Annotated in this window: 23 protein-coding genes; 5 read left to right on the top strand and 18 right to left on the bottom strand. The window is 61.3% G+C overall.

The window, feature by feature from the left end:
- Positions 1–7: 7 nt before the first annotated feature.
- Positions 8–433 carry a MaoC family dehydratase gene (locus THIDRDRAFT_RS16345; protein WP_007041994.1) on the top strand — a complete coding sequence of 142 codons (426 nt, stop codon included), beginning with the start codon at positions 8–10 and terminating at the stop codon, positions 431–433.
- Positions 434–487: 54 nt separating this feature from the next.
- Here THIDRDRAFT_RS16345 and THIDRDRAFT_RS16340 read toward each other — a convergent pair whose 3' ends face one another.
- The 3 genes from THIDRDRAFT_RS16340 to THIDRDRAFT_RS16330 all read right to left on the bottom strand — a co-directional run bounded on the left by THIDRDRAFT_RS16340 (position 488) and on the right by THIDRDRAFT_RS16330 (position 3240).
- Entirely contained in the window at positions 488–931 is a 444-nt protein-coding gene (locus tag THIDRDRAFT_RS16340) for an acyl-CoA thioesterase (protein ID WP_007041993.1), read from the bottom strand.
- Between the two features lie 65 nt (positions 932–996).
- Positions 997–1899: a TetR/AcrR family transcriptional regulator gene (locus tag THIDRDRAFT_RS16335; protein WP_007041992.1), complete on the bottom strand. Its 903-nt coding sequence runs from the start codon at positions 1897–1899 to the stop codon at positions 997–999.
- 156 nt (positions 1900–2055) lie between these two features.
- The gene (locus THIDRDRAFT_RS16330) at positions 2056–3240 is read right to left on the bottom strand and encodes an acetyl-CoA C-acyltransferase family protein (RefSeq protein WP_007041991.1); all 1185 of its coding nucleotides are present in this window, start codon (positions 3238–3240) and stop codon (positions 2056–2058) included.
- Between the two features lie 802 nt (positions 3241–4042).
- Here THIDRDRAFT_RS16330 and THIDRDRAFT_RS16325 point away from each other — a divergent pair.
- On the top strand, positions 4043–4720 hold the full coding sequence (locus THIDRDRAFT_RS16325; protein ID WP_007041990.1) for a DUF3334 family protein: 678 nt from the start codon (positions 4043–4045) through the stop codon (positions 4718–4720).
- 112 nt (positions 4721–4832) lie between these two features.
- Here THIDRDRAFT_RS16325 and THIDRDRAFT_RS26535 read toward each other — a convergent pair whose 3' ends face one another.
- The gene (locus THIDRDRAFT_RS26535) at positions 4833–5285 is read right to left on the bottom strand and encodes a DUF2934 domain-containing protein (RefSeq protein ID WP_007041989.1); all 453 of its coding nucleotides are present in this window, start codon (positions 5283–5285) and stop codon (positions 4833–4835) included.
- 398 nt (positions 5286–5683) lie between these two features.
- Between THIDRDRAFT_RS26535 and THIDRDRAFT_RS16315 the strand changes: the two genes are divergently transcribed.
- The 3 genes from THIDRDRAFT_RS16315 (at position 5684) to THIDRDRAFT_RS16305 (ending at position 9716) form a co-directional block, all read left to right on the top strand.
- Positions 5684–6991, top strand: coding sequence for a polysaccharide deacetylase family protein (locus tag THIDRDRAFT_RS16315; RefSeq protein WP_007041988.1), 1308 nt, complete (start codon positions 5684–5686; stop codon positions 6989–6991).
- A gap of 62 nt (positions 6992–7053) precedes the next feature.
- Positions 7054–8520, top strand: coding sequence for a hypothetical protein (locus THIDRDRAFT_RS16310; protein ID WP_007041987.1), 1467 nt, complete (start codon positions 7054–7056; stop codon positions 8518–8520).
- 155 nt (positions 8521–8675) lie between these two features.
- Positions 8676–9716: a DUF2333 family protein gene (locus THIDRDRAFT_RS16305; protein WP_425358448.1), complete on the top strand. Its 1041-nt coding sequence runs from the start codon at positions 8676–8678 to the stop codon at positions 9714–9716.
- Positions 9717–9808: 92 nt separating this feature from the next.
- On the opposite strand, the gene cysC is transcribed toward THIDRDRAFT_RS16305, so the two are convergent.
- The 14 genes from cysC to THIDRDRAFT_RS16235 all read right to left on the bottom strand — a co-directional run bounded on the left by cysC (position 9809) and on the right by THIDRDRAFT_RS16235 (position 26942).
- A complete protein-coding gene (gene cysC, locus THIDRDRAFT_RS16300; protein ID WP_007041985.1) occupies positions 9809–10465 on the bottom strand; it encodes an adenylyl-sulfate kinase in 657 nt (218 codons plus the stop codon).
- Positions 10466–10598: 133 nt separating this feature from the next.
- Positions 10599–11819: an AAA family ATPase gene (locus THIDRDRAFT_RS16295; RefSeq protein WP_007041984.1), complete on the bottom strand. Its 1221-nt coding sequence runs from the start codon at positions 11817–11819 to the stop codon at positions 10599–10601.
- A gap of 142 nt (positions 11820–11961) precedes the next feature.
- On the bottom strand, positions 11962–13821 hold the full coding sequence (locus THIDRDRAFT_RS16290) for a V-type ATP synthase subunit A (RefSeq protein WP_007041983.1): 1860 nt from the start codon (positions 13819–13821) through the stop codon (positions 11962–11964).
- 132 nt (positions 13822–13953) lie between these two features.
- Positions 13954–14655 (bottom strand): DUF2764 family protein, encoded by a 702-nt coding sequence (locus tag THIDRDRAFT_RS16285; RefSeq protein ID WP_007041982.1) that lies wholly within the window; start codon positions 14653–14655, stop codon positions 13954–13956.
- A 12-nt stretch (positions 14656–14667) separates the two neighbouring features.
- Positions 14668–15369, bottom strand: coding sequence for a hypothetical protein (locus THIDRDRAFT_RS16280; RefSeq protein WP_007041981.1), 702 nt, complete (start codon positions 15367–15369; stop codon positions 14668–14670).
- 23 nt (positions 15370–15392) lie between these two features.
- Entirely contained in the window at positions 15393–15839 is a 447-nt protein-coding gene (locus THIDRDRAFT_RS16275; protein WP_007041980.1) for an ATP synthase subunit C, read from the bottom strand.
- Positions 15836–17641 (bottom strand): V-type ATP synthase subunit I, encoded by a 1806-nt coding sequence (locus THIDRDRAFT_RS16270; RefSeq protein WP_007041979.1) that lies wholly within the window; start codon positions 17639–17641, stop codon positions 15836–15838. The genes THIDRDRAFT_RS16275 and THIDRDRAFT_RS16270 overlap by 4 nt, the downstream gene beginning before the upstream one ends.
- Positions 17638–18243, bottom strand: coding sequence for a V-type ATP synthase subunit D (locus tag THIDRDRAFT_RS16265; protein WP_007041978.1), 606 nt, complete (start codon positions 18241–18243; stop codon positions 17638–17640). The genes THIDRDRAFT_RS16270 and THIDRDRAFT_RS16265 overlap by 4 nt, the downstream gene beginning before the upstream one ends.
- A 160-nt stretch (positions 18244–18403) precedes the next feature.
- Positions 18404–19102 (bottom strand): M48 family metallopeptidase, encoded by a 699-nt coding sequence (locus tag THIDRDRAFT_RS24765; RefSeq protein ID WP_139058778.1) that lies wholly within the window; start codon positions 19100–19102, stop codon positions 18404–18406.
- A gap of 44 nt (positions 19103–19146) precedes the next feature.
- Positions 19147–19773, bottom strand: coding sequence for a glycine zipper domain-containing protein (locus tag THIDRDRAFT_RS16255; protein ID WP_007041976.1), 627 nt, complete (start codon positions 19771–19773; stop codon positions 19147–19149).
- A 91-nt stretch (positions 19774–19864) separates the two neighbouring features.
- Positions 19865–21025, bottom strand: a complete 1161-nt coding sequence (locus tag THIDRDRAFT_RS16250) for a vWA domain-containing protein (protein ID WP_007041975.1) — start codon at positions 21023–21025, stop codon at positions 19865–19867.
- A 37-nt stretch (positions 21026–21062) separates the two neighbouring features.
- Positions 21063–22943, bottom strand: a complete 1881-nt coding sequence (locus tag THIDRDRAFT_RS16245) for a protein kinase domain-containing protein (RefSeq protein ID WP_007041974.1) — start codon at positions 22941–22943, stop codon at positions 21063–21065.
- An 87-nt stretch (positions 22944–23030) separates the two neighbouring features.
- Positions 23031–25316: an ATP-binding cassette domain-containing protein gene (locus tag THIDRDRAFT_RS16240; protein ID WP_007041973.1), complete on the bottom strand. Its 2286-nt coding sequence runs from the start codon at positions 25314–25316 to the stop codon at positions 23031–23033.
- A gap of 249 nt (positions 25317–25565) precedes the next feature.
- Positions 25566–26942 carry a V-type ATP synthase subunit B gene (locus THIDRDRAFT_RS16235; RefSeq protein WP_007041972.1) on the bottom strand — a complete coding sequence of 459 codons (1377 nt, stop codon included), beginning with the start codon at positions 26940–26942 and terminating at the stop codon, positions 25566–25568.
- Positions 26943–26979 lie beyond the last annotated feature (37 nt).

The raw sequence follows: 26979 nt of genomic DNA, 5'->3' as shown, positions 1-26979 counted from the left end.
AACGAACATGGCTCGTGAGCTCAAGATCGGCGACAAGGCGACCATCACACGGCGCTTCAGCGATGCCGACGTGCGTCAGTTTGCCGAACTGTCGACCGACCACAATCCCATCCATCTGGATCCCGACTACGCCGCCGAGACCCAGTTCAAGCAGCGGATCGTCCATGGCGCGCTGGTCGGCAGCCTCTTTTCGGCCCTGCTCGGCGAGCATTTGCCGGGAAACGGTGGCATCTACATGGGGCAGACCCTGCAGTTCAAGGCGCCCGTCTTTCTGGACATGGAGGTGATCGCGAGCGTCGAGATCACCTCCATCCACGAGCGCAAGCCCATCGTCACCCTCAGCACCCAATGTGTCGACGCCGAGGGCAAGACCCTAATCACGGGCGAGGCGGTGATGTATGTGCCTTGGCTGAAGGAGGCGGCGAGCGCCTGAGTCGGGTCGCCGACATCGCCATCGATCGGGAACAGGGTCCCGATCGATGGGGTTCTAACGCATGAATTGGGAGAAACGCTCCCGCCATTCCTCGTCGATGCGGATCGGTCGCAGGTTCTCCAGCGATACCATGACGATCTTGAGTCGGATCCGCACCCGCTCCTCTTCGCCGTTCCAGGCGCTGACCGCGAGCTGAACCGAGCTGTTGCCCATGGCCTCGACGGACAGGGTGAATTCCAGCATGTCTCCATAGACGCTCGGAACCAGATACTCGATCTCAAGTTTCACCGCTGGGATGGTGAGTCGATGTTCTTCCTGTAGCGCGCGGAAGCTAATGCCCAGCGCGTCGCGAAACCAGTCCTCGACGACCTCGTTGCAGAGCTCGGCATAGCGCGGATAGAAGACGATTCCGGCGGGATCGCAGTGGGAGAAGCGGACGTTTTTGCTGACTCTGAAGATCATGGTGCAAGGGTCTTGATTGGTGAGCCGTTCGCCCATCTGTTGGCGTGACTCGGATGGATGAAAGAACCACAGGGAGCGGATCCGTTCGTCGGAGCAGGAGGCTATTCCTGCACCCCGTGACGCACCATGTCGAACATGACGCGGGCGATTTCCTCCGGGCTGCGGATGCCGCCGGGGCGATACCAGAGACAGGCCCAGTTCATGCCGCCGAGCAGGAATAGGCGCAACAGCGAGCGATCCGTGCCGGGCGCGGCGGGCAGTGCGTCGATGAGGTCGCGGAAGACGTTTTCGTAGTCGTTGCGATAGGGCGTGGTGCGCTTGAGCAGATCGACCTTGCCGGTGAGGGCCAGGTTGCGTCCGGCGATACGGTCGATCGGTGCGCCTTCGAGGATGCCGGCGAAATGCACCTCGCAGGCGATGCGCAGTCGCTCCCAGGGATCGGCCGACTGGGCGATGGCGCTCTCGATGCGCGCCTTGACCTGGGCGATGCCCTCGCGATGGACCTCGATGAAGAGTTCTTCCTTGGAGGCGTAATAGTGATAGACCGAGCCGGGCAGCAGGCCGGCGCGTGCGGCGATGTCGCGAATCGAGGTGCCTTCGTAGCCCTTCTCCGAGAAGAGCTGGGCGGCGGCGTTGAGGACGATCTGACGGCGGTCGATGGGCTCATCGCTCTCGCCGTCTTGAGGTTGGGAGGGTGACGGGCGGCTCAAGCTTTGGGTGAGTGCGCCGCGAGCGAGGTATTGGCGTTGCTGTTCGGTCAGCGCTTCGATGCCGTCGCTCGACTGTTCGGCGAGTGCCTGGAGCCGCTTGAACGTGGTTTCCAGTCCGTGGCGCTGGAGGATGTAGCGTACCCCGGAGGGCGAGACCTCCAGGTTGCGGCCACGCAGCGTTTTGGCGACGCCGGCCTGTCCGAGCTCTGGCCGCTCGCGTGCGAGCCGCAAGATTTCGGTCTCGATGACGCTGGTCTCGGACGATGCGCAGGGGCGTCTGCGTGCCTGTTTCATGTCTACTCGTTTTCCGGGTGAGTGGCGGCGAATACCGACCCTAGAGCATAAAACTACTTATTCTATCGTTTGACAAGCTAGTTTGTCGGTATCGCCGCCCGGCGCCCGTCCGCCGGAATGGGACGGGTGCCTGAAGACCTCTATATGACGATGGGGTCAGGGTCGTTCGAAGATGGCGGCGATCCCCTGGCCGCCGCCGATGCACATGGTGACCAGGGCATAGCGACCGCCGACACGCTCCAGTTCATGGATCGCCTTGGTCGCCAGGAAGGCCCCGGTGCAGCCAACCGGGTGACCCAAGGCGATGGCCCCACCGTTCGGGTTGGTCTTGGCTGGATCCAGTTCGAGCCCTCGGGCGACTGTGATCGCCTGTGCCGCGAACGCCTCGTTGGACTCCACGATGTCCATCTGGTCGAGCGAAAGCCCGGCGCGCTCCAGCGCCTTCTTGCTGGCCGGAATCGGTCCCTCGCCCATGATGTGGTTCGGTACGCCGGCTACGGCGCTCGACACCAGACGGGCGATCGGACGATAACCCGCACGTTCGGCCGCCTCGGCCTCGGCCAGCACCAGGAAGGCGGCGCCGTCGTTGATACCGGAGGCGTTGCCGGCGGTCACGGTTCCGCCCTTTTTGAATATGGGACGCATCTTGGCCAGCGCCTCGATGGTGACGTTCGCTCGTGGATGTTCGTCGGTGTCGAAGACCATGACGCCCTTGCGCGATTCCACCTCGATAGGAACGATCTGCTTGGAGAAGCGTCCCTCGGCGATGGCCGCACAGGCGCGTCGCTGCGACTCCAGCGCGTACCGATCCTGCTCCTCGCGCTCGATGCCCCATTTCTCGGCCAGGTTTTCGGCGGTGACGCCCATGTGGCCGACACCGAAAGGGTCGGTCAGGGTGGCGACCATGGCGTCGATCATCTGGGTATCGCCCATGCGCGCGCCCGACCGCATTGAAGGTGAGAGATAGGCGCCGCGCGACATCACCTCGACACCGCCGCCGACCCCGAATTCACACTCGCCCGTCATGATCGCCTGCGCGGTGCCGAGGATTCCCTGCATACCCGAGCCGCACAGCCGGTTGACCGCCATGGCCACCGATTCCATCGGCAGACCGGCCTGGATCGAGGCGACGCGGGCGACGTAGGGATAGCGTGCCTCGGTGGGGATGCAGTTTCCGACCGTGACGTATTGCAGTTGCTGAGGGTCGGCACCCGAGCGCGCGACGGCCTCTTTCATGACGATCCCGGCGAGTTCGGTGGGTTCCATCCCGCTCAATGAGCCGCCGAAGGTTCCGATGGGTGAACGCACCGCGCTGAGGATGACGACATTAGGTGTTGGCATGAGCATCTGTCTCCGTTTCGACGATCTGATTGGCGCCTCCGTCGCACAGGCAAGGAGGCGCTGTACTTTCCTCTCCATCCTGACGTGATGCCCGCGATTCGACGCGATGGTGTTCCTCTCGTCGGATACGTCGGGCGGCAGTGCTCGGAAAGGTCGAAGATTGTACCCGGATCCGGCGGATTGAGCCGCAAAGATGCATTTTGTGATAATTAAAACAATAGTTTGTCCGCTGTGTGGCGCGGCGCAATCCTGTGCTCTCTTTGTATTCCGACGCGGGACTCGATGCTGGATCGCGATGTGGATGTCATCACAGCGTCACGGGTCGAAATCCGTTACAACAATTGGGCCGGCGTGGACGTGACGATGGCTTAAACTGGAGCAGAGCCTGGCTTGAGAAGCGGAAAGGTGGTATCCATCTTCGACGATCAGGTCCGTTTTGCGCCTTTCGAGAGCAGACCATCGGACACGCGGCAGGTGTCGATGCGACCAGCGCAGCCATGATCGGATGACGCGAAAGGGTTGCGAGTCGTTATGGCGAGAGCAGGTATGATCGAGGGCGCTCGATGCGGCTAGGAGTGCTCCCGGTCGCGGGACCTGGTCCGATTCAGGGACTGTTCGTCTTTTGTCAAAGAAGCGAAGCTCTAAGGGCGAACTGGAAAGGATCTATATATGAGCTGGCGCATTCCGGCGGCGTCTAGAATCGACCGCCCTGGATTGCTCCGGGACTTCGCCTGCGTCATTTGCGGATGTGAACGGCGTGGCACCCATCCAGAATTACATTCTGTAGAAGAGAAGGATACAGGTGGCAAAAACAAATACGCTCTCGACGGACGACGTCCTGTTGATGCTGTGCGGGTCCGTCAAAAAGGTGCTGACCACCGCCACGGGAACGGAGATCGTTTACTCCCCGATGGTGCAGCGGATTACCCGTACCTGTCTGCGGCCAGATATCGGTTGCTTCGTGCTCTTCGATGGCAGCTTTTCCGGCCTGGTCATCATGAATTTCTCCTCCCAATCGGCCATGGAGCTCTATCGGGCCTACATGATGAACATGGGCATGCCCGAGTCCGAACTGGCGACGTTGCATACCTCGGACGAGGTCGGGAATATGCTCGGTGAGTTGATGAACCAGATCGTGGGCGATTTCACCGGCAACGTTGGGCATCAGTTGCGGGTTTCCATCAATCAGAATCAGCCGAAGATGCTGACCATCAACAAGGAAGTGATGGTCAGTATCGATACCAATCTCGATCGTGCCCAGGCCCGCCGTGTCGCGTTCACGACCGAGCGACGCAACGTCTTCTACATGGAGTTGGCGATGGACAAGACCGACTTCATCAAGCTGCATGACTTCGAGAGTATGGAGTCGGATCCCGATCGCATCATGGAGGAGCAGCGCACGCCTCGTCAGCCGGCTGCGGATTCCGCCAAGGCTCAAGCGCAGGTCGATCAGGATCTTCTCGACGAATTGGGTCTTTGAGCGAGAGTCGTCGTTCCTGCGTTCGACTGTCCGCGAACGAGGCGCGCTGCATGGGTTGCAGCGGCGCCTCCGCCTAGAGGGTTATGTCTCCGATCCCACGTAACCCTGGATCTCAGGACCCCGTCATCGTCTTTGCACGATTGATCAGTTCGTCGATCTCCCGCTCTGCCTCGGCCCAATCCTCGGTCTCGTGACCCGGCCCGAAATTACGTTTCTCGGCCTTGTAGTAGGCGGCCTCCTGAACCATGGCCAGACGCTGTTGTTCGGAGGGGTTGGCCAGTAGCTTGAGATGCCCCTGAGTGTTATCCGCAACGCTTGCGCTCTTGGTCCTGGCCGCGACGGCGGTTTTCTTGACGGTCGTCTTTTTCGCAGCGGCGCTGACCGAAGCCTTCTTGGCTTTTGGCTCTGCAGGCTTGGTTGCGGTTGGCTTGCTGGGTACGGCTTTTGTTTTGGCCGCCGCCGAGGCGGTGCCTTTTTGGCTGACGGCTACCTTTTTGGCTGCCGTCTTTTTCGGAGCCGGCTTCTTCGCCGCCGTCTTCTTGGTTACGATCTTCTCGTCGGCCATGTCACTCGCTTGCCTCTTGAGTTCTGGATTTCGCCCTCGGCCTCAGCCGGTCGTACCCTAATGGTGTGAGCGACCGCGCGAAAAGCTTGTCTGCGGTGCGCTTAGGGCGGTCTGGAATACACGCGATTCCGTGCGGTCTCTGTGATGATCGATCAGGCTTCGACCGATTCCGTCTGGATCAATGATAGTGCCGAATCGCTTCGGGTGCAGTCTTGCGAGCCGGCCAGATGCACTCCGTCCGGCGTTGCTTCGAGGGTATAACATCGAAGTGCCCATATCGCCAATTTCCGACACCATTGGTCGCCGTTCGGTAAACCGGTTTCATCCGGTTGTGGTGGGTCTACCGTGCGGCCTTTGATATGCTTCTCCGTAAGCATTGCAGCCAGGATCTTACAACGATGATGATTCATCACGCGCTCGTGCTCAATCTCCACCAACCCTCCGGCAATCTCCAGGATCTGCTTGAGCATCAAACCTGGGAGGCCAAGGAGATCCTGTTCGCGCTCGACCGCATTCCTCGAAGTCTATGGGGTCATGAGGACCGTGCCCGCGTGCATCTGTCCCTGTCTGGCACCCTGTTGGAGACGCTCTCCGATCCGGCCTTTCAGCAGCAGGTCTACGGCATCGTCGATTGCGGCTCGCTGTTGTGGCACCTCCAGAACCAGTCGCTGTTCGAGGTGATCGGGACCGGTTACTACCACCCGGTGTTGCCGCTGATTCCCGAGGCGGATCGACGGGAGCATCTGCGCCGCTGGCTGGGTATCGCTCACCATCTCTTGTGGCGTCCCCGGTTTCAGGGGTTCTGGCCGCCGGAGATGGGGTTCTCGATGGAACTGATCCCTTTGCTGCGGTCGTTTGGTTACCGATACGTCATGGTCGACAGCGAGCATGTCGAGCCGGTGACCGAGATGAGTTGGCAGGAACTGCGCTATCGTCCGCACATCGCCCGTTATGGGGATGACGAGATCATCGTCGTGGTGCGCGATCGGGAGCTTTCGGACGCACAAGAGTCTGGGATGGATTTGGACTGGTTCCTCGGCGAGGTCGCCGAGCGGACCAAATGGTGCGACTTCGAGCCCTTGGTGACGACTTGCACCGACGGCGAAAACGGTGGCTGGTTCCGCAATGTCACCGAAGGGGCGAATTTCTGGAGTGTCTTCTATCTGCCGCTTCTGGAGCGTTTGTCGGCGGGCGACTCGAACGTGGCGCCAACCTTCATCAGCACCTATCTCGACACCCATGGCGTTCATGGCGAGGTGCGGGTACGCACCGGGGCCTGGAATACCGGCTGGCACAGCGGTAAGGATTTCACTCAATGGATGGGGTCGGACCGTCAGCGCCGAGCGGCGGCCGACTTCGAGCCTCTCAGTCGCGCGATCCATGATGCGCGTTGGTTCGCGGGCGAGCGCGGGATCCACGAGGGACCTCGGGTCGAGGCCATCGATCGGGCCTTGTGGCATCTGTTGCGCGCCGAGACCAGTTGTAATCTCTATTGGGGTGAGGATTGGGTGCCGCGCGCCGAATCCGATCTCGACGCCAGCCGCGCAGTCCTGTCCGAGGTCGGAATCGAGGTTCCGATCGCCGAGGCGTCCATGCCGACTCTGGAGTCTGGCGTGGAAGACGAGGTGGCTTCGGGAACGGAGGAATCGGCCGCTCCAGTGTCGGATCAGGTGATCGAGGACGATTCGAATTCAACGGGGCGCTAGTCCGCTCCACTCTTGCCACTTCCAGCAAACGACCAGATCGAACGAATCGATAGGAGCTGAGCGTGAACCAACTACCCGAGTATATCGGCGATGTCCCCAATGTCTCAGGGCGGGAGTCGGAGGTGGAGGCAGTCCTTTCGGCGGGACGTTCCCGAACGCTATTCACCGAGCGCGGCGGCATCGACTTCGGTGCCATCCGGGCGGCGAGCGCGATCGCCCTGCACCAGCATCAGCCGCTGATTCCGGCCGGTGGCGAGGATCTGCGCACCGCCGCGCTGATCAGCAATCTGCAGTACATGATGCACAACCAGCATATCGGGGATAACTACAACGCCCCGGCCTTCGTCTGGTGTTACAAGCGCATGGGCGAGTTCATCCCGCAGCTGGTCGGGGAGGGCAAGTCGCCGCGCTGCATGCTGGAATATTCCGGCACCCTGCTGCACGGATTGCGCAAGATGGGCGAGGATCACGTCATCGACGCCCTCAAGACCATCACCTGCAATCCCGACTACAACTGGGCGGTCGAATGGCTCGGCATGCCTTGGGGGCACGCGGTTGCGCCCTCGACGCCGGTGCAGGACTATCGGCTGCACGTGCGCGCCTTCCAGCAACATTTCGCCGCCCTCTTCGGCTGGGAGGCGCTGGAGCGGGTCAGGGGCTTCTCGCCCTCCGAGATGGCCCTGCCCAACCATCCGGACGTGGCCTACGAATTCGTCAAGACGCTGGTCGACTGCGGCTATCAGTGGGTTCTGGTTCAAGAGCACACGGTGCAGCAGATAGACAACGGGCGGCATCCGGAGCGTCCGCATATCCCGCACCGGCTGGTCTGCACCAACTCCCACGGCGAGACGACCAGCATCATCGCCATCGTCAAGACCCAGGGGTCGGACACCAAGCTCGTCGCCCAGATGCAGCCTTGGTACGAGGCCCAGGGGCTTGAGCGGGTCGAGCTCGGCGGCAAGTCCGTCCCGCCGCTGGTGACCCAGATCGCCGATGGCGAGAACGGTGGGGTCATGATGAACGAGTTCCCGGGCAAGTACATGGAGGTGGTCGCCTCCTCCAGTCACTCGGATACACCCCTGATGAATGTCAGCGAATATCTGGAACACCTGTTCGCGATGGGTGTCGAAGTCGCGGATCTGCCCGAGGTCCAGCCGCTGTTCCACGATCGTATCTGGTCGAGAATTCAGCCTGGCGACGGACCGGAGAAGCTGGCCAAGGCCATCGAGGATCTCAAGCGCGAGGATGGTCGTTTCCACATGGAGGGCGGTAGCTGGACCAGCGATCTCTCCTGGGTCAAGGGGTACGACAACGTCCTTGGTCCGATGGAGGCGGCGAGCGCGCTCTTCAGCGAGAAGGTCTTGCAACCGGGTACGGAGACCAGCGACGAGCGCTATCGCAATGCGCTCTTCCATCTGATGGCCTCTCAAACCAGTTGCTACCGCTATTGGGGGCAGGGGCTCTGGACCGAATACGGGCGCGAGATTTGCCGCAGAGTCGAGGATATCGTCCGGCACGACTTCGCCTGAGGCTGGGAATCGGGCGGGTGCCCCCCTATATTCCAAGTTGAGATCGTGGTTATTGGGGAGCGAGATCTTGGAAGTCTCCTCCCCGGATTGCGGATACCCAAGAACAACATGAAGGAGTTTTTATGAGTCCAAACCTATCCTTGGAAAGACCGAATATGAAGACACGGATCAAGCGCCTCATCGCGCTCTACGATCCGCGTATATGGAAGGAGAAAGGCCTCTGGTGGACGGCCGGGCTTTTCCTCGTCACCTATGTCGTCGTGGTGCTCATCCTGGGTATCGTCTGGTCGCGCTCCCCGGCAACCTTCGACGTCAAGGAAAACGCGCTCGAAATGGTCGGTGGCGATCAGAGCAAGCTGGTCACCGGAACCTATACCACTGCCACGGCGATCCAGATCGGCAACACCCTGCTGCATAAGCCGGGCGGCTATCTGACCAACGACATGACACCGCCGGGCGTCTATCTGGACAATATCCCGAACTGGGAATTCGGCGTTCTGACCGAGCTGCGCGACCTTTCCGATGCCTTGCGCAACGATTTCAGTCGGTCACAGTCTCAGTCGCTCGAAGACAAGGATCTTCAGATCGCGCAGCCTCAGTTCAATTACGACTCGAACTCATGGATTCTTCCCTCAAGCGAGTCCGAGTACCAGAAGGGGCTGACCGCGCTCGAGCGCTATCTGGTACGTCTATCGGACGATCGTGCGACCGATGGACAATTCTTCGCCCGGGCCGACAATCTGTCCGCCTATCTGCAATTGGTCGAGAAGCGTCTGGGGAATCTGGCCCTGCGGCTGTCCTATGCGGTCGGTCAGTCGGATCTGAACACCAGTCTGTCCGGCGATCCCAGTGCGCGTCAGTCGACGCCCGCTCCCGCAGAGTCTGTCAACAAGACGCCCTGGTCAGAAATCGACGACATCTTCTTCGAGGCGCGTGGCTACACCTGGGCGTTGATCCACACTCTCCAGGCCATGGAAATCGACTTCGAGAGCGTTTTGCAGGACAAGAATGCCATGGTGTCTCTGAAGCAGATCATCCGCAAGCTGTACGATACTCAGAACCCCATTTGGAGTCCTCTGATTCTCAACGGGACCGGTTTCGGCCCTATGGCCAACCACTCGCTGGTGATGGCTTCTTACATCTCGCGGGCCAATGCCGCAGTCATCGATCTGCGTAAGCTGTTGCAGCAAGGATAATTTTCAGCTGTCAGTCACCAGCTGCCAGCGTGCTGGTCCATTCCGGTAAGAGGGATGGATCGGTGCGCTGGCGGCCGGTCTCTTCATCCAGTCTATAGACGGACGATCTCTCGTTCCTGGAGATACTGGATCACCTCATCGACCAGTTCGCCGGGCGACTTCTGGCCCGCGTAGAGGGTCAATTCCGGTGAAAGGGGTTGTTCGTAGGGGTCGTCGATTCCGGTGAAACCCTTGATCTCTCCCGCGCGCGCCTTCTTGTAAAGCCCCTTGGGATCGCGTTGCTCGCAGATCTCGATCGGCGTGTCGACGAAGACCTCGATGAATTCGCCCGGTGCCATGGTGGCCCGGACACGGTCGCGGTCTTGGCGGTAGGGGCTGATGAAGGCCGTCAGCGCGATGATTCCGGCCTGCGAGAAAAGCTGTGCAACGGCCCCGATTCTGCGGATGTTTTCCTCGCGATCGATGGCCGAGAAGCCCAATCCGAAGCGTTCGGCGAAGTCGTCTCCATGAACGCTGCGCAGCATGCTGGGGCTGGCGTTGAGCGCATGGCGAACATTGTCGCCGTCGAGCACGGCGCTATGCAGGCGATGGCCATGCAGTCGATGGTCGAGCGTGTTCGCAAGCGTGCTCTTACCCGAGCCGCTGAGTCCCGTGAACCAGACGACGCAGCCCTTGTGGCCCTTCATTGCCTCGCGGTCGGAGCGTGCAACCTGATGCTCATGCCAGGTTACGTTGGTGTCGTTTGTCATCGCCTAATCTCGCTTTCGTCCGTTGATGATTGAGGGAAGATCCATTGCGGGGGATCTGGCGTATCTCGAAGGGATGCCTTTGACCCTATCTCTTTCAGCGTTTCGATGCGGGTTTCCTTGTCGGGATGTCCACTCAAGCCGGATGGCGGTTTTCGAAGCGTATCCGGTGTTCGTCGATGCCGATCAGATCGCCGTCTTGGAGCAACCGGACCTTGACGCGCTCCTTGTTGACATACACCCCGTTGGTGCTGCCGAGATCCTCGATCGAGATTCCCTTGCGGCTGGTGGTGAGTTTCGCGTGATAGCGACTGATGCGTAGGTCGCGGATGCAGATGTCGTTGTCGGTGGCACGCCCGATGGTGACGGTTTCCTGATCGAGCTGGAAGGCGCTGTCCTCGCGGAATTCGAGGATGAGCGTCGGTATGCTTCCATTGGCGCTCGGCTTGGCGGCGGCCGCTTCTACGGCCGTATCCCTCGACGGGTCCCATTGCAGGGCGTTGAAGGTGGTCTGTACCAGGTCCGGTGTGATGTGGTGTATCTGGCCCATGCTGGCGTTGAACAGCACGAAATCACACAGGGTGTTGATCAATCGCATGCTGCCGCCGGTGAGCTGATGGATGCGCAACATGGCTCCATCGGAGAACGGTATCCTCCGTTTCAGGCCGGCCGCGGTCAGTTGATATCGGATGTAGGCGGCCGTATCGGTGGTGCCCAACTTGGACAGATAGATCTGAAAGAGGATCATTTCCTTCAGCTGTCTGCTTCCGTGCATGACCAGCGACTGTTCAAAACCGTCCTGGCCGATCAGGATGATGAAGAACCCCGGACGTATCTCGTCGTGAGGCCGCAGCAGGCTCGGCAGCAGTTCCAGCACCCCGGGCTTGAGGTTCTGTGCCTCGTCGAGGACCAGGATCGCGCCCTTGCCGGCCTTCTCCTGCTTATGCAGGAAATCGCTGAACCGATTCAACGACTGGGCCGGCGTGAGTCCTGCCGACTGCAATCCGAAGGTTTGCAGCAGTGTTTGCAGGAATTCGTCTTCCGACAGCTGGGTGCGATTGATTTTGGCGACCCGATTGGTCTCGCTGCGCCGGTCGGCGATCCGATTGGCCAGGGTGGTCTTGCCCGAGCCCGGTGCGCCATTCACGACCAGAATGCCGCCCTCCCGACTGTCCAGCGCGGTATCGAATTGCGCCTGCGCTTCGGTCAGGGGGCCGTTGAGAAAGAGTTTGGCGATGTCGGAGGCATTGCGGAAAGGGGGCTCAGCGAGTCCGAAGAAGTCCAGATAGTTGAGCTTGCCGATCGAGGCGATGCGTGACTGTGCCGATAGCTCGGTATTGGACGTTGCAGATGTCATCTGTTTCGGATGTGCCTCGAAATCGGTTCAGATAACGGATTGTAACAGCCGTTCAAACGGGCGTGAGCTGGCGGTTCGGGATTTCCCGCAGTCAATGAATCTTACACGCGTTGATCGATATCGTGCAGACCGGGCGACGGCATCAGCGGTCGATGTCTGCGTGCGGTTCATTGCCGGTCACCATCGCGCGAATCTCTTGCAGCAGACGCTCGAAGTCGGGTGTGTCCGTCGCCGCGTAGTTGAGATTCTTGAACAGATTGGTGAGCCGTGTGAAGTGCTGGCGTGCGGCGTTCTTGTCCACGAACCGCTCATCGCGCTCGATCAGGGCGCAAAGCAGGTCGAAGGTCAGGCGCTGGCGTTCCAGAGGCACCGAGGCGTCGACTGCGTCGAAGGCATCCTGCTGGAGATAGACCATGTCGAGCAGTTGGGCCTTTTGGAGTTCGACATAGTCCTCGGTGGTGATGCCTTCCTCGCCGGTGACCTGCATCATCTGCTGGACCGCATCGCCGCGTTCGAGCAGCGATTGCATGGACTCGACCCGCTCGTTCCAGGTCGGGTCCAGATTTTCGGCGTACCAGGAGGCGAGTTGCTTCAGATAACGCGACCAGGAGATGAGCGGGTCGATGGCCGGGTAGAAGCGCTTGTAGGCGCGGTCGTAGGAGAGCCCCAGAAAGCACTTGACCGTCCCCAGCGTCGACTGGGTGACCGGCTCCTCGAAGTTACCGCCGGCCGGCGAGACGGTGCCGATCAGTGTCAGGCTGCCGGTCGAGCCATCGGTGCTGCGGACGACGCCGGCACGCTCGTAGAGACCTCGGATGGCCGAATCCAGATAGGCGGGGAAGGCCTCCTCGCCAGGGATCTCCTCCAGACGCCCCGAGGTCTCGCGCATCGCCTGCGCCCAGCGCGAGGTGGAGTCCGCCAGCAGCAGCACCTGATAGCCCATCTGGCGGTAGTACTCGCCGAGCGTCAGGCCGGTGTAGATGGATGCCTCGCGCGAGGCGACCGGCATGGACGAGGTATTGCAGATGATGATGGTGCGGTCCATGAGCGATCCGCCGGTTTTTGGATCGCGGATCTGGGGGAATTCGGCGATGGTCTCGACCACCTCGCCGGCCCGCTCGCCACAGGCGACGACGATGACGATGTCGACCCCGGAATGCTTCGCCAGTAGGTGTTGAAGCACCGTTTTGCCCGCTCCGAAGGGTCCGGGGATGCAGCCGGTTCCGCCGCGCGCGATCGGGAAGAAGGTGTCGATCAGCCGGATGGTCGTGGTCAGGGGCGCGTCGGGATAGAGTCGCTCGACGGTTCGCGCGCGCAGCATGGTTTCGGTCAGGGCACGGCGCACCGGCCAGCGCCGCGTCAGGTCGAGCGAGCGCTCATGGCCTTGGTGATTGCGGATGCGCGCGACCGGGGTGTCCACGGTCACGCTGCCTTCCTGGATCCATGTGACCTCAACCTCGCCTGGCTCGTCGAAGGGCACCATGATCTTGTGGGTGTAGATGCCTTCCTGGACGGTGCCGAGCACGCCGCCGGCTTGGAGCTTGGCGCCGTGCTGGACGCTGGGGACGAAGGACCATTTGCGGTTGCGATCGAGCGCCTCCAGATCGACCCCGCGCGGCAGGAAAACGCCGTGTTGGATGGCGAGCGTTTCGAGCGGGTTCTGTAGCCCGTCGTAGATCTCGCCCAGCAGACCGGGTCCGAGTTCCACCGACAGCATCTCGCCAGTCTGGGTGACCGGATCGCCGATGGAGACGCCGCGGGTGTCCTCGAAAACCTGGATGTCGGCCAGATCGCCGCGTATCCGCAGCACCTCGGATTTGAGCTGCTCCTGACGCCCGTCCGCGCTTGGGCGGTCGGGTTCGATGAAGACCACCTCGTTTTTCTTCAGCGCCAGGCGCGCTCCATCCTTCCAGCCGGCCTCAATGGTCGCCAGGCTCTCCTGGACGGAGATGACCCGGGCGGGGCTATCGGGTCGGTGAGTGTCTGGGGCTTGGATGCTCATGGTGTTTCCGCAATCGTTCGTCGTTGATCGTGCATGCAGGGGATGTCCAAAGGCGACTTCGGATTCGGCTCATCCCGCGTCATTCTGTCGATCCCGGTTCGGTTGGCGTTCTATGTCGACCGAGGCTCTGGCTCATGAAGCGATTTCGGTCTCGATCATGCGCCCCAGATCGACATCGGCCATGGCGTGCGCGACCAGCGTATCGAAGCGCTCAAGCCCGCCCTCGTCTTGATAGCTGGTCCAGCGCGCGATCAGATCCCAGCGTGTCACATAGACGACGACCGCCTCGAAATCGAAATGATGTCCCCCGCTGATGCCTTCCAGGTGATTCCAGACGGTTTGAAGCAGCAGTCGCTCCAGACCGAGCGCGTCACCGAGCGCGATCATTCGGGCGGCCTCGGGTAGCCAGGGGAAGACGCCTTGCAGTCCGAAGGCGCTCTCGGTCCAGTTGCGTCGGATCTTGTCGGTCCAGCGGCCATAGCCCCAACGGTTATTCTCTGGCGCTAGGTCGCCGCGCCGACGTCGACGCAGCGCGGCGATCAGGGTCCGCAGTTCCAGTCTCCAAACGGCCAGATCGTGCGCGAAGGGGTTGGCGATCTCGGCGACCTGGCGCTTCGCCTCGGACATAGCCTGCTCGTCGGAGCGGCTCGTGTCCTGATGGGTCCAGTCGAGGAGCTGGCCGAGGATGGCGATATCGGAGGCATCGGCCGGCTCAAGCTGGACCAGTCGCTGGTGCAGTCGAAAGCGCGACAAGGGCGTTTGCTTGGCGCCGAACAGCGGCCCGTGATAGGGCAGGGCGTTCAGCAGCATGGCATAGCGATGGGAGTCCGGCACGGTGTCTGGATCCTATTTGACGGTGCCTTCGAGGATGGCGCGGAACCTGGGCTGCAGATGCGCGAGCAGGATCGCGGCCACCTTGTCGTCGGTCAGATCGATATGCACGTCCTTGTCTCTGAGATAGAGCCGGATTCCGCGCGCGTCCGTCTTGTCGACCGAGAAGGTGACGCCCTCCGCGAGGACGTTGCCGGCCAGGGAGAGCACAAAGTGCGAGAGCGATCCCTCGCGCAGCTCCAGCGGATTGCGCCGCAGTTCCTCGGGTCCGACCAGGGCCTTGGGCAATTGGATCTCGACCGCTTGGCCCGAATCGATGCCCGTTTCCTGGCGGGCGCGGCCGGCGACCTCCAGGATCAGCCGCTCGATGAAGGTCTCCTGTTCCATCTCGGCCGCGATGAGCCGTTTCACCTCGTCGCTGAAGCGGTCGGAGAGCTCGGCCTTGAGTCGCAGCACGGTGTCGCGCATGGCGATGCGCAGGGCCTCCTCGCCACCCTTTTTGAGCGATTCGGCCTCTAGGCGTGCCGACTCAAGGATCGTGCGTGCGCGTGCTTCCGCCTCCTGGATCAGTTGGTCGGACTGTTTCCTGGCCTCGGCCGCGATCTGCTCGGCCTGGGCGCGTCCGCTCGCGACGCCCTCGTCGCGCAGCCGTTCGATCAGGGCCTCGACGCCGGATGAGGCCAGATCCTGAGTGCTTTTCTGTGTGCTTGCCGCCATGTCGCTATTCCTCCGCGATGGTGTCAGCCGGGGATGCCGCCGGCCATGACCAGGGCGAAGACGAAGGCGAAGACGGCGAAGCCCTCGACGATGGCGGCCGGCGCCAGCGAGAGACCGAAGATCTCGGGCTTGGTCTTGCTCGCGTGAATCGCCGAGGCGCAGGCCTGGCCCTGGCGCACCGCCGACATCATGAGCGCCAGACCGGCGAACAGTCCGATGCCGAACAGCGCCGGTCCGGTCTCCGGCGTGACCGGGCGCTGCAGGGTGAACATCACCACGATGCCATAGATGACCTGAGAGGAGGGCATCACCGAGATGCCGATATAGCGGCCGTAGCCCGATTCGGTATCCACCATGGCCCCGATCGCCGCCTGGCCCGCGACCGCGCAGCCTATGATGCTGCCGATGGCCGAGAGCGCCATGACCCCATAGAGGCCCGCCCAACCCAGGGCGATCACGAATTCGTTCATTCGCCTAGCTCCGCTTTCTTGAATGGCTTGAATGGATAACCCTCGCCGGATAGCGCCCAGTTGTAGAACTCGATGAAGTTCAGACGCAGTCCGTGCACCACGCCGCTCATGAGGCTGAGCGCCAGGTTCAGCAGGTGGCCGACGAGGAGGATGAGCAGGGCCATGAGCAGCCCTACGCCGGGATGGCTCGCGGCCACCTGGCGGGCGAGGTCGTTGAAGGTGATGGCCAGCGAGGCCGAGGCGAGTCCGAGCGCGAACAGTCGCAGATAGGACAGCACGTCGCCGAACACCTGGGTAACCTTGACCAGCTGTGCCAGTCCGTCCAGGACGCGCAGCGCGAACGAGCGGATATCCTCGACGCGGCGGTCGCTACCGAGCAGGAAGACGCCGATCAGACCACCGATGCCAAGCACCTGACCCAGCATGGACAGCCAGTGTCCCGATGGCCGGTCGCTGCCGAGCCAGAGGGCGAAGCCGCCGACCAGGGCCGCGATCCAACACAGGGCGACGCGGCCGGTGGCGCGTCCGCGATGGATCAGGGCCATCTCGGCATTGGCGAGCACCAGATGCAGCACCCCGATGCCCACTGAGAGTTTCATCATGCTGTCGAAGTCCTGGATCTCGAACAGCTTGAGTTGTCCTGGAAGACTGTCGGCCGGCGGCGAGAGGCCGAAGTAGCTGCCGAGCAGCACGCCCCAGACGAACGATGTCGAGGTCAGTGCCAAAGCCATCAAGCGCATCCGCTGTCCCAAATCGCTGCGTCCAAGCCGACGCCAATAGGCGGCGAGTAGCAGCCCCAGGACCGCAGCATAGCCCGCGTCCGACAGGATGAGGGCGAAGAAGAGGGTGAACGAGAAGAAGAGCACCCGCGAGGGATCCCAGGCGCGATAGGCCGGCATCTGGTAGAAGCCGACCAGATCCTGTCCCGCAGCAATGGCGGGCGGGTTGTCGAGCAGGGTCGGGGGTGCATCGTCGGGGCCGGGCGGGTCCAGGATCAGCGCGAGCCCGAGGGTCTCGGCGAGCGCGCGTACCTTGGGGATGTCGCGCTCGGCTACCCAACCCTGCACCAGGAAGACCGATGCGTCGTCCAGGGTCTGAGTCTCGGCGAATCTCAGCCTCGCCTGGTCCTCGGCCTGTGCCAGATGGCTCGACATCAGATAGATCCAGCGCGTGAGCGCATGGCGCTCCGCTTGAACCTCCTCCAGTGCGAGTTCGGCTTCCTCGGCTTGACGGCGAATCGCCGAGAGTGACAGGGCGCCCGTATGGGTGCGTGCAACCGGCAAGGCGTCGTGCGGTGGCTCCTCGGGATGGATTACCACCACCCAGGCGTGGCGCTGATCGCGATGCACCAGTTGCCAGGGCAGGTCGAGGGACTGGAGCGCGGGTATCTGACGCTCGGGCACGATGTAGAACCAGAGCTTGCGTCCGGCGAGTGCGTCCTCGGCGGGCAGACTGAAATCGCCCCAGGGTTCGAGTTCGCTCAGACGTTGCCGCAGTCCGTCGAGTCGGTCGGTCAGTTCGCGCAGACGCTGCTGATTGTCGAGCACCGTACGGGTCGTGCGGGCGATGTCGAAGTCCGGCGCCAGGCGGACCTGGCGACGCTTGTCCGGCAGGTCGCTCAGATAGCGTAGCGCCTTGCGTGTTTCCACCGCGTGCGCCGGCGGGGCGCGTTCGGCCTCCTTGGGCGCGGGGCTCAATGGCAACAGGTGCAGACAGCCGAGTGTCTGCAGCCGTTCGAGCACGGTGTGCTTCTCTTGGGTCAGCCCGGCAAGGGTCAGTCGAGCGAGTGGGAGAATGCTCATGCCGTCGTCTCGCGATGGCGCTTGGCCTTGGCGATCTTGGAGCGCACCACGGCCGCGCGCTCGGCATCCGAGAGATAGATACGGATGGTCTTGATGTTCTGCTGAGTGCGTGGGATCAGCACCTTATCGAACAGATTCACCCGCTGAGTGACCTTGCGTACCGCCGTTTCCAGAAGCGCGACACGTTGTTCGTCCAGCGCCAGACGGACCCGCAGTTCCAGCATGCGCCCGATGGCCTCGACCAGCGGTTCGACCCAGTGCGGCTGGACCATGAGACCGTAATCGGTCGTTTCCAGATCCACGCCGAGCAGCACCGGCAGCTTGGTGCCCATGCGGTTCTCCTCGCCGAGACGCACACCCTTGAGATGGACCAGATCGTCGAGCGGGATCTCGCGATGGGCGAGCATCGGCAGGCGTTCCCGGACCTCCTCGCGCAGCGCGGCGATGGCGGCCAGAGTGTCCTCGCGGGCTTGCAGCGCCTTGGCGCGCTCGGTCATCAGTTGCTTGCGTTTGAGGTCGAGCGCGGGCAGAAAGCGCTCGAAGGTCTGGAGCTGGCGAGTCTGTTTGGTCAGCGAGGATTTGCTCAGGCTCAGCCGGGCCATGGGTTTTCCTGATAAAGGATGTATTTACGGCATTGCCGTTGTTCAACTATTTGAATCGGTTTAGAAAAGTTTCTTGGCGCTGGGTCTCCGGGATTTCAGGGTAACGCTCAAGTAATCATCCCCTGGCGTTCTGCCAGGGGATGATTGTTCGATCCTTGACTTATCGACAGCGTTGTATAGGGGTTCCCGACTCGTCAAGAATATGACTGCGGATCTCCTCTAACTCCCCAATATGGGGCATATTTGCACGATTGGTGCACGAAGACTTGAGCGAGCGCATGCGCGCTTGTAGCTGCGATACCGGTGCTCCAGGTCGTTCCGAAAGGCATCGCAGAACCTCGTACATGGAGCAGGAATCGTAGCCCGCTAATTCAAGTAGACGGACGGCCTCCGCATCTGCCGCGCGTTCTGTATCAAGATCGAAGTGTTGCACAATGGAACCGTAACGGATCCGTTTGGCATCGGTTGGGGCTTGGTCGCAGAAATGTCTCAGGCGTTGATGGGCGATCTCATGAGCCAGAACAGCGACGAGATCGCTTTCGTTTCTCACGAAAGCGATGAGTCCGTCGCTAACGACGAACCGGTTGCCACCGACGGCAAAGGCTGTAGGCTCCAAATTACGAACAACGAAGAAACGCCAATCGTCGACATGATGCGGATCGACCTGCGCCACGATCTTCTGCCCCAGGCGCAGAACATAACGTCTGACCGGATCGCCTGCAAACCGAAGCGGCCATGATTCGGCGATCCGCTGCATGGTGCGTGCGCCTGCTTGCGCGGATGCGCTGCAATCTCCGGTCTCGTCGCCACCGCCCAGAAGCCCACCAAGTAGCCATAAACCAGCCAGGGACAGACTCACGGTCAGTCCCCGGCCGTCACCCGAGTGGAGGGAATGGGCACGCTTCAGCTCCGAACGACGAAGGTCGACTCGTCGACATCATAGCTGCTGCCCACTTGGACACGGTGCTCGATTAGATAAGTGCCCGTCGGCACATCGGAAGGAATGCTGATCTCGGCATCGGCCACCCAGCCTCCGGGTGCCCTCGAGGCGGATTTAGACGGCAGCTTCGCGACCTTCTTTCCGTCTTTTTTCAGAACCCAGCTTTCGGTGACCCGCGCTTTGCTTACCCCCTTCGGCAAGGTCAGGGAATAGTCCGTGCTGATGTTCACCGGATCACCGTGCCTGACGGTCCGTGGCGAAGATTTCCCTTTCCGTATCTTGACCTGGGGGCTGGACGGCGCGGTACTCAGGCCGTAGACCCTGGCATCCTTTGAGGCCGAACGGACTTGGCGGGCGTTGTATTGTGAAATGACGACGCTCCCAAAGCCCACCACGGCGCCTACGGCAGCGCCGGCGGCACAGCCTTTGGCGTCTCCCGAAATCAAGGCTCCGACCCCGCAGCCTAGGGCTGCACCGATCGTGGTGCCTATCGCTTGGTCCTGCATACTCCCCGTCGAACTGCATCCTGACGCGATCACCGTTCCCGCAGCCAATGCAGTGGCCAACCCGATTCTCTGCATCCCCTTCATTTCCATGCTCCTGACGATTCGACCATGCTGTTTCTCGATCCATTGCTCCCATTGAAGCCATCCGGCTCATTGCTCCAGCGCAGAGGCCGGGTCATTGGGCAGGGGTACCCGTTGGTATCGACATTGCGGAGTCGGAAGTCTCCCAATAAGGATTTCCGCTCGGGACTGGAGGAATCTTCTGATTCAGTGCCTTGAGGGCTTTCTGGATGGGTGCGATCGGCGGCGGCTGGATGGCCTCGAAATAGGTGTCGTCACTCATGTACTTGCCACTGCCACTCGGGAATTCGATACCGACCTTCAGATTGTGGCGTTCGCCATCCGGCTCGATATAGGAGCGAAAGGTGATGACATAGTCGCTCTGAATGATGTTCTGCACCTGCTCGACGATTCGCTGCATTCGCTCGGTGGTCTCTCCGACCACATAATAGATTCCGAACGAATTCTTCGAAAGCGCCTCCAGATTTTTGAAATGGCTCTGATCGATCTTGGAATAGGCCAGTGAATAAATTGGAATGGGGATCTCGAGATTGGAGATTCGCGTCATGAGCTCGTCGCGGCGGATGGAACTCTCTTCATCCTTGCCGTCGGACATGACCAAGATCGAGCATGATACGATGTAGTGGCCCGTGCGTACGGATCCCTGGCCGCTCATGGCACACATCTGCATCGCCGCACCAATGGTGTCGAAAAGCCGCGTCTTCAGTCCGTCAGGCTTGATGTCATTGAGACGCCGCACGAGTGCGGTACCGTCGCGCTCGAATTCCGAAACCAGATCGAAGCCGTTCTTGGTATCGCGGATGGCCAAGATGGCGACCTCATCCTGCGGTCTCTTGCTCTCGATGAAGCGCACCGCCGCTCTCCGCGAATCATCGAAGGGCTTACCAGCCATGGATTTGCTCGCATCCACCACGATCACCGAGCGCGTCGCCTCCTCGCGTTTGCGGATCGATTGAATTCCGAACTGACGCTTCAAGGGATCATAGGGCCGCCCTTTGACCATCAGACCTACATTCATCTCATTGAGATTGACCAGGGGCTGCATCTGCGAATCGAAGGTACGCAGATAAACCTGCACGAAGGGATAGAGCGTGTAGTCGGTTTTGTAGATCTTCACCCCGTAGTTGCCTGGGGCGGCAAAGCCGTAACCCTGGGCACCGACTGAGGTGCTGAGAAATATGGAGGCGGCAGCCAGCAACACGGCTAACAACTGGGGACCGGACCTACCCTTGTATCGTGACAAACGGTTTTTCATCGCTGTGTCTCCTGTGTGAATCCAGGGTCGTTGACCCTCAATCGGTCTTTCTGGCACCTTTGTACTGGAAGCCCCAATCGCTCGAGCGGCTAGTCTTCGGCTTCGGACGCGGTTTCGGCTTCGGCTTGTATCTCGTCACCTTCTTGGGTGTCGGCTTGGATCTTGTCACCGTCTTGGGTGTGGTTTTTATGGTTGACTTGGTGGTCGCTTTCGGCGTGGTGGTTGCCTTGGGCGTGGGCGCCGTGGTCACCTTGGGGTCAGCTACGGCGTCGGGCTCATTGGCGGTCTTTGGAGCGGCGTCTGGGAGCAACCCAGTCTTGGATTTGGATGGCGCAACCGCTGGAATTAGGGCGGGCAACTGGTCGGGACTGTCCGTAGCCGGAGGCGTCGAGGCGCTGCGCAGGGTTTCGAATAGCTCCATCAGGCTCTGCTTAGGCTTGGTGGCCTCGGCAGAGCGCTGATCCGCCTGGGGCTCCTCGTCGGAAAAAACGGATGGCAGAGATGAGGCCGCCGGAGGCGTCCCGGCAGAGACCTGTGCTGTCTTCGAATTTTCCGTCGACGCATCGGCGGTCGTCTTTCCAGACGGCCTCGGGGACTGGGGCGGCGCCTGGGTCGCAGGCGCTGGCGACACCGGCACGCTTTCCGTATCGTCTCCTCCGGAGACCGCGTCCGACCCGGGCTTTGAGTCGCCACTGGAAACCTCGGGCTCAGACGAGCGGGTGTGCCCGCCCCAGAGCCAGTAGCCACCGGCTGCCGCCGCTCCCAGAAACAGCATGGAGGCCAGAATCAGGGCACCGCTCCGGCGCGGCCTGGACTCGACCACCGATGGTTGGCCGACCTGGATGTTCGCGGTCGGAGCTGCTCCGGTACGAACCGAAGGCAACTGCACGCTTGGCAACGCATAGCCGCCCGTATCGACAGAGGGCTCTGCGCCTGCCGGGGCCAGAACGGTCTGCGCGCTGCCGGATCCGGATTGAATCAGTGCGAATACCGAAGCCAGTTCGAGAATGGATTGCTGGCGAAGATTGATGTTGAGCTCGAGTGCCTGCATCACCGTCGATTCCACGAGCGGCGGGATATCGGGCAGGAAGTTCGAGAGCGGCTCAATGGCTCGGCCCGTAACACGCTCATGGGCGGCGGGCGGCATCTGCCCCGTGAGACAGAAATAGAGGATGGCCCCTAGGGCATAGACATCCGATCGGGCATCGGTCCCGGTGCCGAGTACCTGTTCCGGAGGGCTAAACCCCTGGGTCACGGCGCGACCGATGGTCCGCGTCATGGTGTCCGTAGCCGCCTCTTTGGCGATGCCGAAGTCGATCAGCATCACCCGTTCATGCTCGTCCAACAGCACGTTGTCCGGCTTGAGATCCCGGTGTACCACCGGCGGATCTTGGACATGAAGGTACTGCAGGGCCTCGCATAACTGCTGAACCCAAGGCATCAGTACAAACAGCGGGATGCGGCCACCGCGACGCTCCTGCTCGGTTCGCAGCGTACGATCCCCGCCAAACTCCAGCACCTGATAGACCATGCCATCGGCGCTGAAGCGGTCGGTGATGTCGGGAATGGCTGGGTGCGTCAGACGGCCGAGCAGACGTGTCTCGTATTCGTCGAAATAGAGCTCGGGGACCTCCTTCAGCGCCCGGCGTTTTCCATGCAGACGCAGATCGTCGACCAGATAGGTGACGCCGAAGCCACCCTTACCCAGCACGGCCGAGACACGGTAGCGGTCGTTTACCAGGGTGCCGATGTCCAACAACCAGCCGAGCACGCCTCGCACGACACCATTCGACAGGGTATCTAGATGGGCGAGTTCAAGGCCGCAGTCACCGCAACGATATTCCCGCTTAGCCAGTTCTTCGGTCAGATTTGTCGCCCCGCATTTGGGGCACCGTTTGGTCTCGGTAGAATCGCTCATGAGGGCATTTCTCGCCGAGGACCCCGACGAGGGGCCGAGGAATTCCGGCCTCTGGCTCCGATGGCGATGAAAGGTTCAGGAATCATGCTACACCCGCCGGTCCTTGATCTTGAGGCCGACCAGGGTCAGAGCGAAGAAGCCACCGGCCTGGGCAAGGAGATACCAGAGGGTCCTTGACCATTCGCCAACGACCGGAATCAGTGGCGTGCCGGTGTTGGAATCGCGAAGCGCCAAGAGTTCCGGATCCAGTGTCGAACGCATGGCGTCGATGCCCCAATAGGCGATCACGACGACCCTGGCCAAGTCCTCGGTCGCTCCGGACAGGGCGACGACCGAATTGGAGAGAATGAACTGAGGGATCAGCAAGAGCGGCAGGGCCGCGATCGCCTTGTCGTTCGAGTCGACGAAGGAACTGACCGCCAGTCCCATCGCCGTGGCGGCGAATCCGGACAGGAAGAGGGTCAGCAGCCGATCGAGGAAGGATCCGTTCAGATCCAGCATATAGGTGACGATCGCCAGAAAGCTCGCCACCTGGATCAGGCAGAGGACGGATAGCGGCAGCACCTTGCTTAAGAGGTAGGCCGGAAGCGTGACGGTGACCGAACGCTCGCGCAGATACACCGGCAATTCCTTGACGATCTCGCGCGCGGAATTGATGCAGCCGAACCAGATCGCGGACAGGACCAGCACGAAGGCGATCTGGCTCTCAGCAGCGGCACGCTCGGCCAGACTGCCATCGGTATGGAATACCGAGCCGACCACCAGGGCGATGAGGGGTGCCTGCAGGAGCAGAACCAGGAGATTGACGCGATCGGAGAGCAGCAGATCCAGGTAGCGATGCGTCAGGGTCACCATCTGACGAAGATCTAGCAGCCTCCAGGGGCGCCACGAAGCGCCCGTGGCTCCAGCGGCATGATGGGGCGCCTGCTTCGAAGGAATGCTTTCGAGACGCTGCTCGACATAGCGCTGATGCTGTGGCGACCCCTCGAAGCGCGACCGCCAGTCCTGCCCCCCGGTTCCCTCGAGGGCCTCGTAAACGTCCGAAAGACGTCCCACACCGAAATGCGCCGCGGCCTCGTCGGGCGGTCCGTAATAGACCAGCTGCCCCCGATGCAGCAGGGCGACGAGATGGCAGGTGTCGATGTTCTCTAAGCTGTGGGTCACGCAAGCGACGGTCTTACCATCTCCTGCGAGGTCGGCGAACAGCCGCATCATCCGCTTGTCGGTACCGGCATCCAACCCGCTGGTGGCCTCATCGAGGAACAGGATATGCGGATTGGCAACCAGTTCGACCGCCAAGCTGACTCGCTTCAGCTGACCTCCGCTCAGAGGCTCAGGCGTATCCACAGCGAGATCCGCCTTCTCTTTGAGCCCCACTCGCTCCAGTACCTGCTCGATGATCGCGTCGATTTCTCGGGCCGAAGTGTCGTGCGGCAATCTCAGGCGTGCTGTATAGCGTAACGCACGGCGGACACTGATCTTGCGATGAACAATGTCTTGCTGCGGCACATAGCCGATACCCGAGCGAAACAAAGCGAAGAAGCGATAGAGATCGACGTCGTTGTAGAGTACCTGGCCCGAGGACGCCGGCCGACGCCCGTTCAGTGCATCCAATAGGGTCGATTTACCCGATCCGCTGGTACCAAAGATGACGACGAATTCGCCTGGCTCGATCACCAGGCCAATGCCGTTAAGCAGATGCCGGGGTTGCCGTGTCGTGCGGTCGATTACTGTTTTGGTGAGATCGGACGCGATCACCCGAATGCGATTGCTCGCGTCCACTGGCTCTAGGGCTGAGCCGGTAAAAACGAACACGAAGCTCGCGAATGCAACTCGGTCGCCTGGCGTGAGCTGAGTCAATGTCTTGATACGTGCACCATTGACCCAGGTGCCATTGACGCTTCGCAGATCCTCCACGAAGACGCCGTCTGGCCTGAGACTGAGCCGTGCGTGCTCCCGCGAAACCAGTGGAGAAAGGATGGGCAATCCACAGCCGGGCACGCGACCGACGATAATGCTCCCGGACTGATCCTCGCCTAGCGAGGCTACTACCTGTGAATCGCTGTCGCCGTGTGGGACGACAGCAGGAAGCCGGATCTGAATCAGAGTTTCGCCGAAGGCGATCCAGTCTCCGTCTGATAGCGTAGTGTCTGCGGAAATCGCCGTGCCGTTGACGAAGAGCGGGGCGCCTTTGAGTGGTGCCAACAAGGCTGCGCCATTTTGAAACGACAGATGCGCATGCAGCGGTCGTACCCCGGAACCTGCAATCGATACCAAATTACCTGCATCGCTTCCAATGGAATACGCAATATCAGGTATCAGGTCGACCCTCGCGAGCGAACTGCGGGAGGTCCTGAACTCGACCTGCGGCATTTATGGCCTCCTGCGACGTGTCCGGTCGGACGCGTTGAGCACGCGTAAACGAAGTGTCCATTAATCGAGCGTTTTGAAGGCTAACAGGCAGGCAACTACCAGGCAAGGGGAAAGCATGAGGGCGTCATGTGTGCCGTAGTATTTTACGGCTCAGTGTCGTTCTCCTCGGTGCTTTGAGGAGCGCGTCGCGATTAGACAAGCGGCTCAATCGCGGAGCAATCGCACCAGTGTCTGTTGAACGACGTCTGTCTAAGCCGCGTTCAGGTCGGCTGTTTCAGCCCCAACCTGCGCTTTGCGTGGGTAATATTTGTCGATCAGCGCGGACTTCATCAGCAGCATCTCGGGCTCGAAGCACTCGGCCAGGGTCTGCCAGCAGAGGTCGAGTGCCTTCTCCAGCGGTAGGCTGACGTCGATCGCCATGAAGCGCTCGCGGAAGAGTTGCCCGAAGCGCAGCAGTTGCTGATCGAGCTCACTCAATTCGAAGGCCATGGCCTGTTTTTGCTCGGCCTCGCGGGCATTGGAGTAGAAGCGGATCATGGTGTTCATGATCTGGCCGTGATCCTCGCGCGTGACCTTGCCGATGACGTGCTGCTTGAGTCGCGATAGGGAGCCGAAGGGGTCCAGCATGCCGTCGTGCAGATAGAACTGACCCTCGGTGATGTAGCCCGTGTTGTCGGGCACCGGGTGGGTGACGTCGTCGCCCGGCATGGTGGTGACGGTCAGGATGGTCAGCGAGCCGCCGTCCTTGTAGTCGGCGGCCTTCTCGTAGCGGCGCGCGAGCTGGGAGTAGAGATCGCCCATATAGCCACGGTTGGACGGTACGGCCTCCATGGCGATGCCGACCTCCTTCATGGCGTCGGCATAGGCGGTCATGTCGGTGAGCAGCACCAGCACCCGTTTGCCTTCCTCGACCGCGAACTTCTCGGCCACCGCAAGCGCCATGTCGGGGACCAGGAGGCGCTCGACCACGGGGTCCGAGGCGAGGTTGACGAACATGACGGTGCGGGCGAAGACCCCGGCGTCCTCGAAGCGGCGCAGGAAGAAATGATAGTCGTCGAAGATGAGACCCAGGCCGCCAAAGACCACGATGTCCGCATCGGCCTGGATGCCGATGCGGGCCAACAGCTGGTTGTAGGGCTCGCCGGCGACCGAAAAAATAGGGATTTTCTGGCTTTCGACCAGCGAGTTGAAGACGTCGATCATGGGGACGTCGGTGCGGATCATTTTGGAGGCGAGCAGTCGCTTCGCCGGATTCACCGAGGGCCCGCCGATCGCGAGCTTGGGGTCCTGCGAGAGATCGGGGCCGGCGTCGAAGGGCTCGCCGTCGCCGCGAAAGACCCGACCCAGGATGTTGGCCGAATAGGTCACGCGCATCGGGTGGCCGAGGAATCGGACCGATGCCTCTGTGGAGAGTCCCTTGGTGCCGACGAAGACCTGGAGCGAAACCAGATCGTCGTCGAGACGGATGGCGCGGGCGAGCGAGCTGAATCCGCCCGGATCCTCGACGAGTGCCAGGTCGTCGAAGGCGACGCGAGCCTGATCGCCCGAGGTGGGCGGCACTCGGACCTTAAGGATGTCGCCGACGATTTCCATCACCTTGGAATAACGCGCCAGGGTTTGGGTCACCGCACATTCCCTCCGTTCGCAAAGTCATTCATGGTGC

The organism is Thiorhodococcus drewsii AZ1 (assembly GCF_000224065.1).
Taxonomy (GTDB): domain Bacteria; phylum Pseudomonadota; class Gammaproteobacteria; order Chromatiales; family Chromatiaceae; genus Imhoffiella; species Imhoffiella drewsii.
This window is presented reverse-complemented; position numbering and strand designations above follow the sequence as displayed.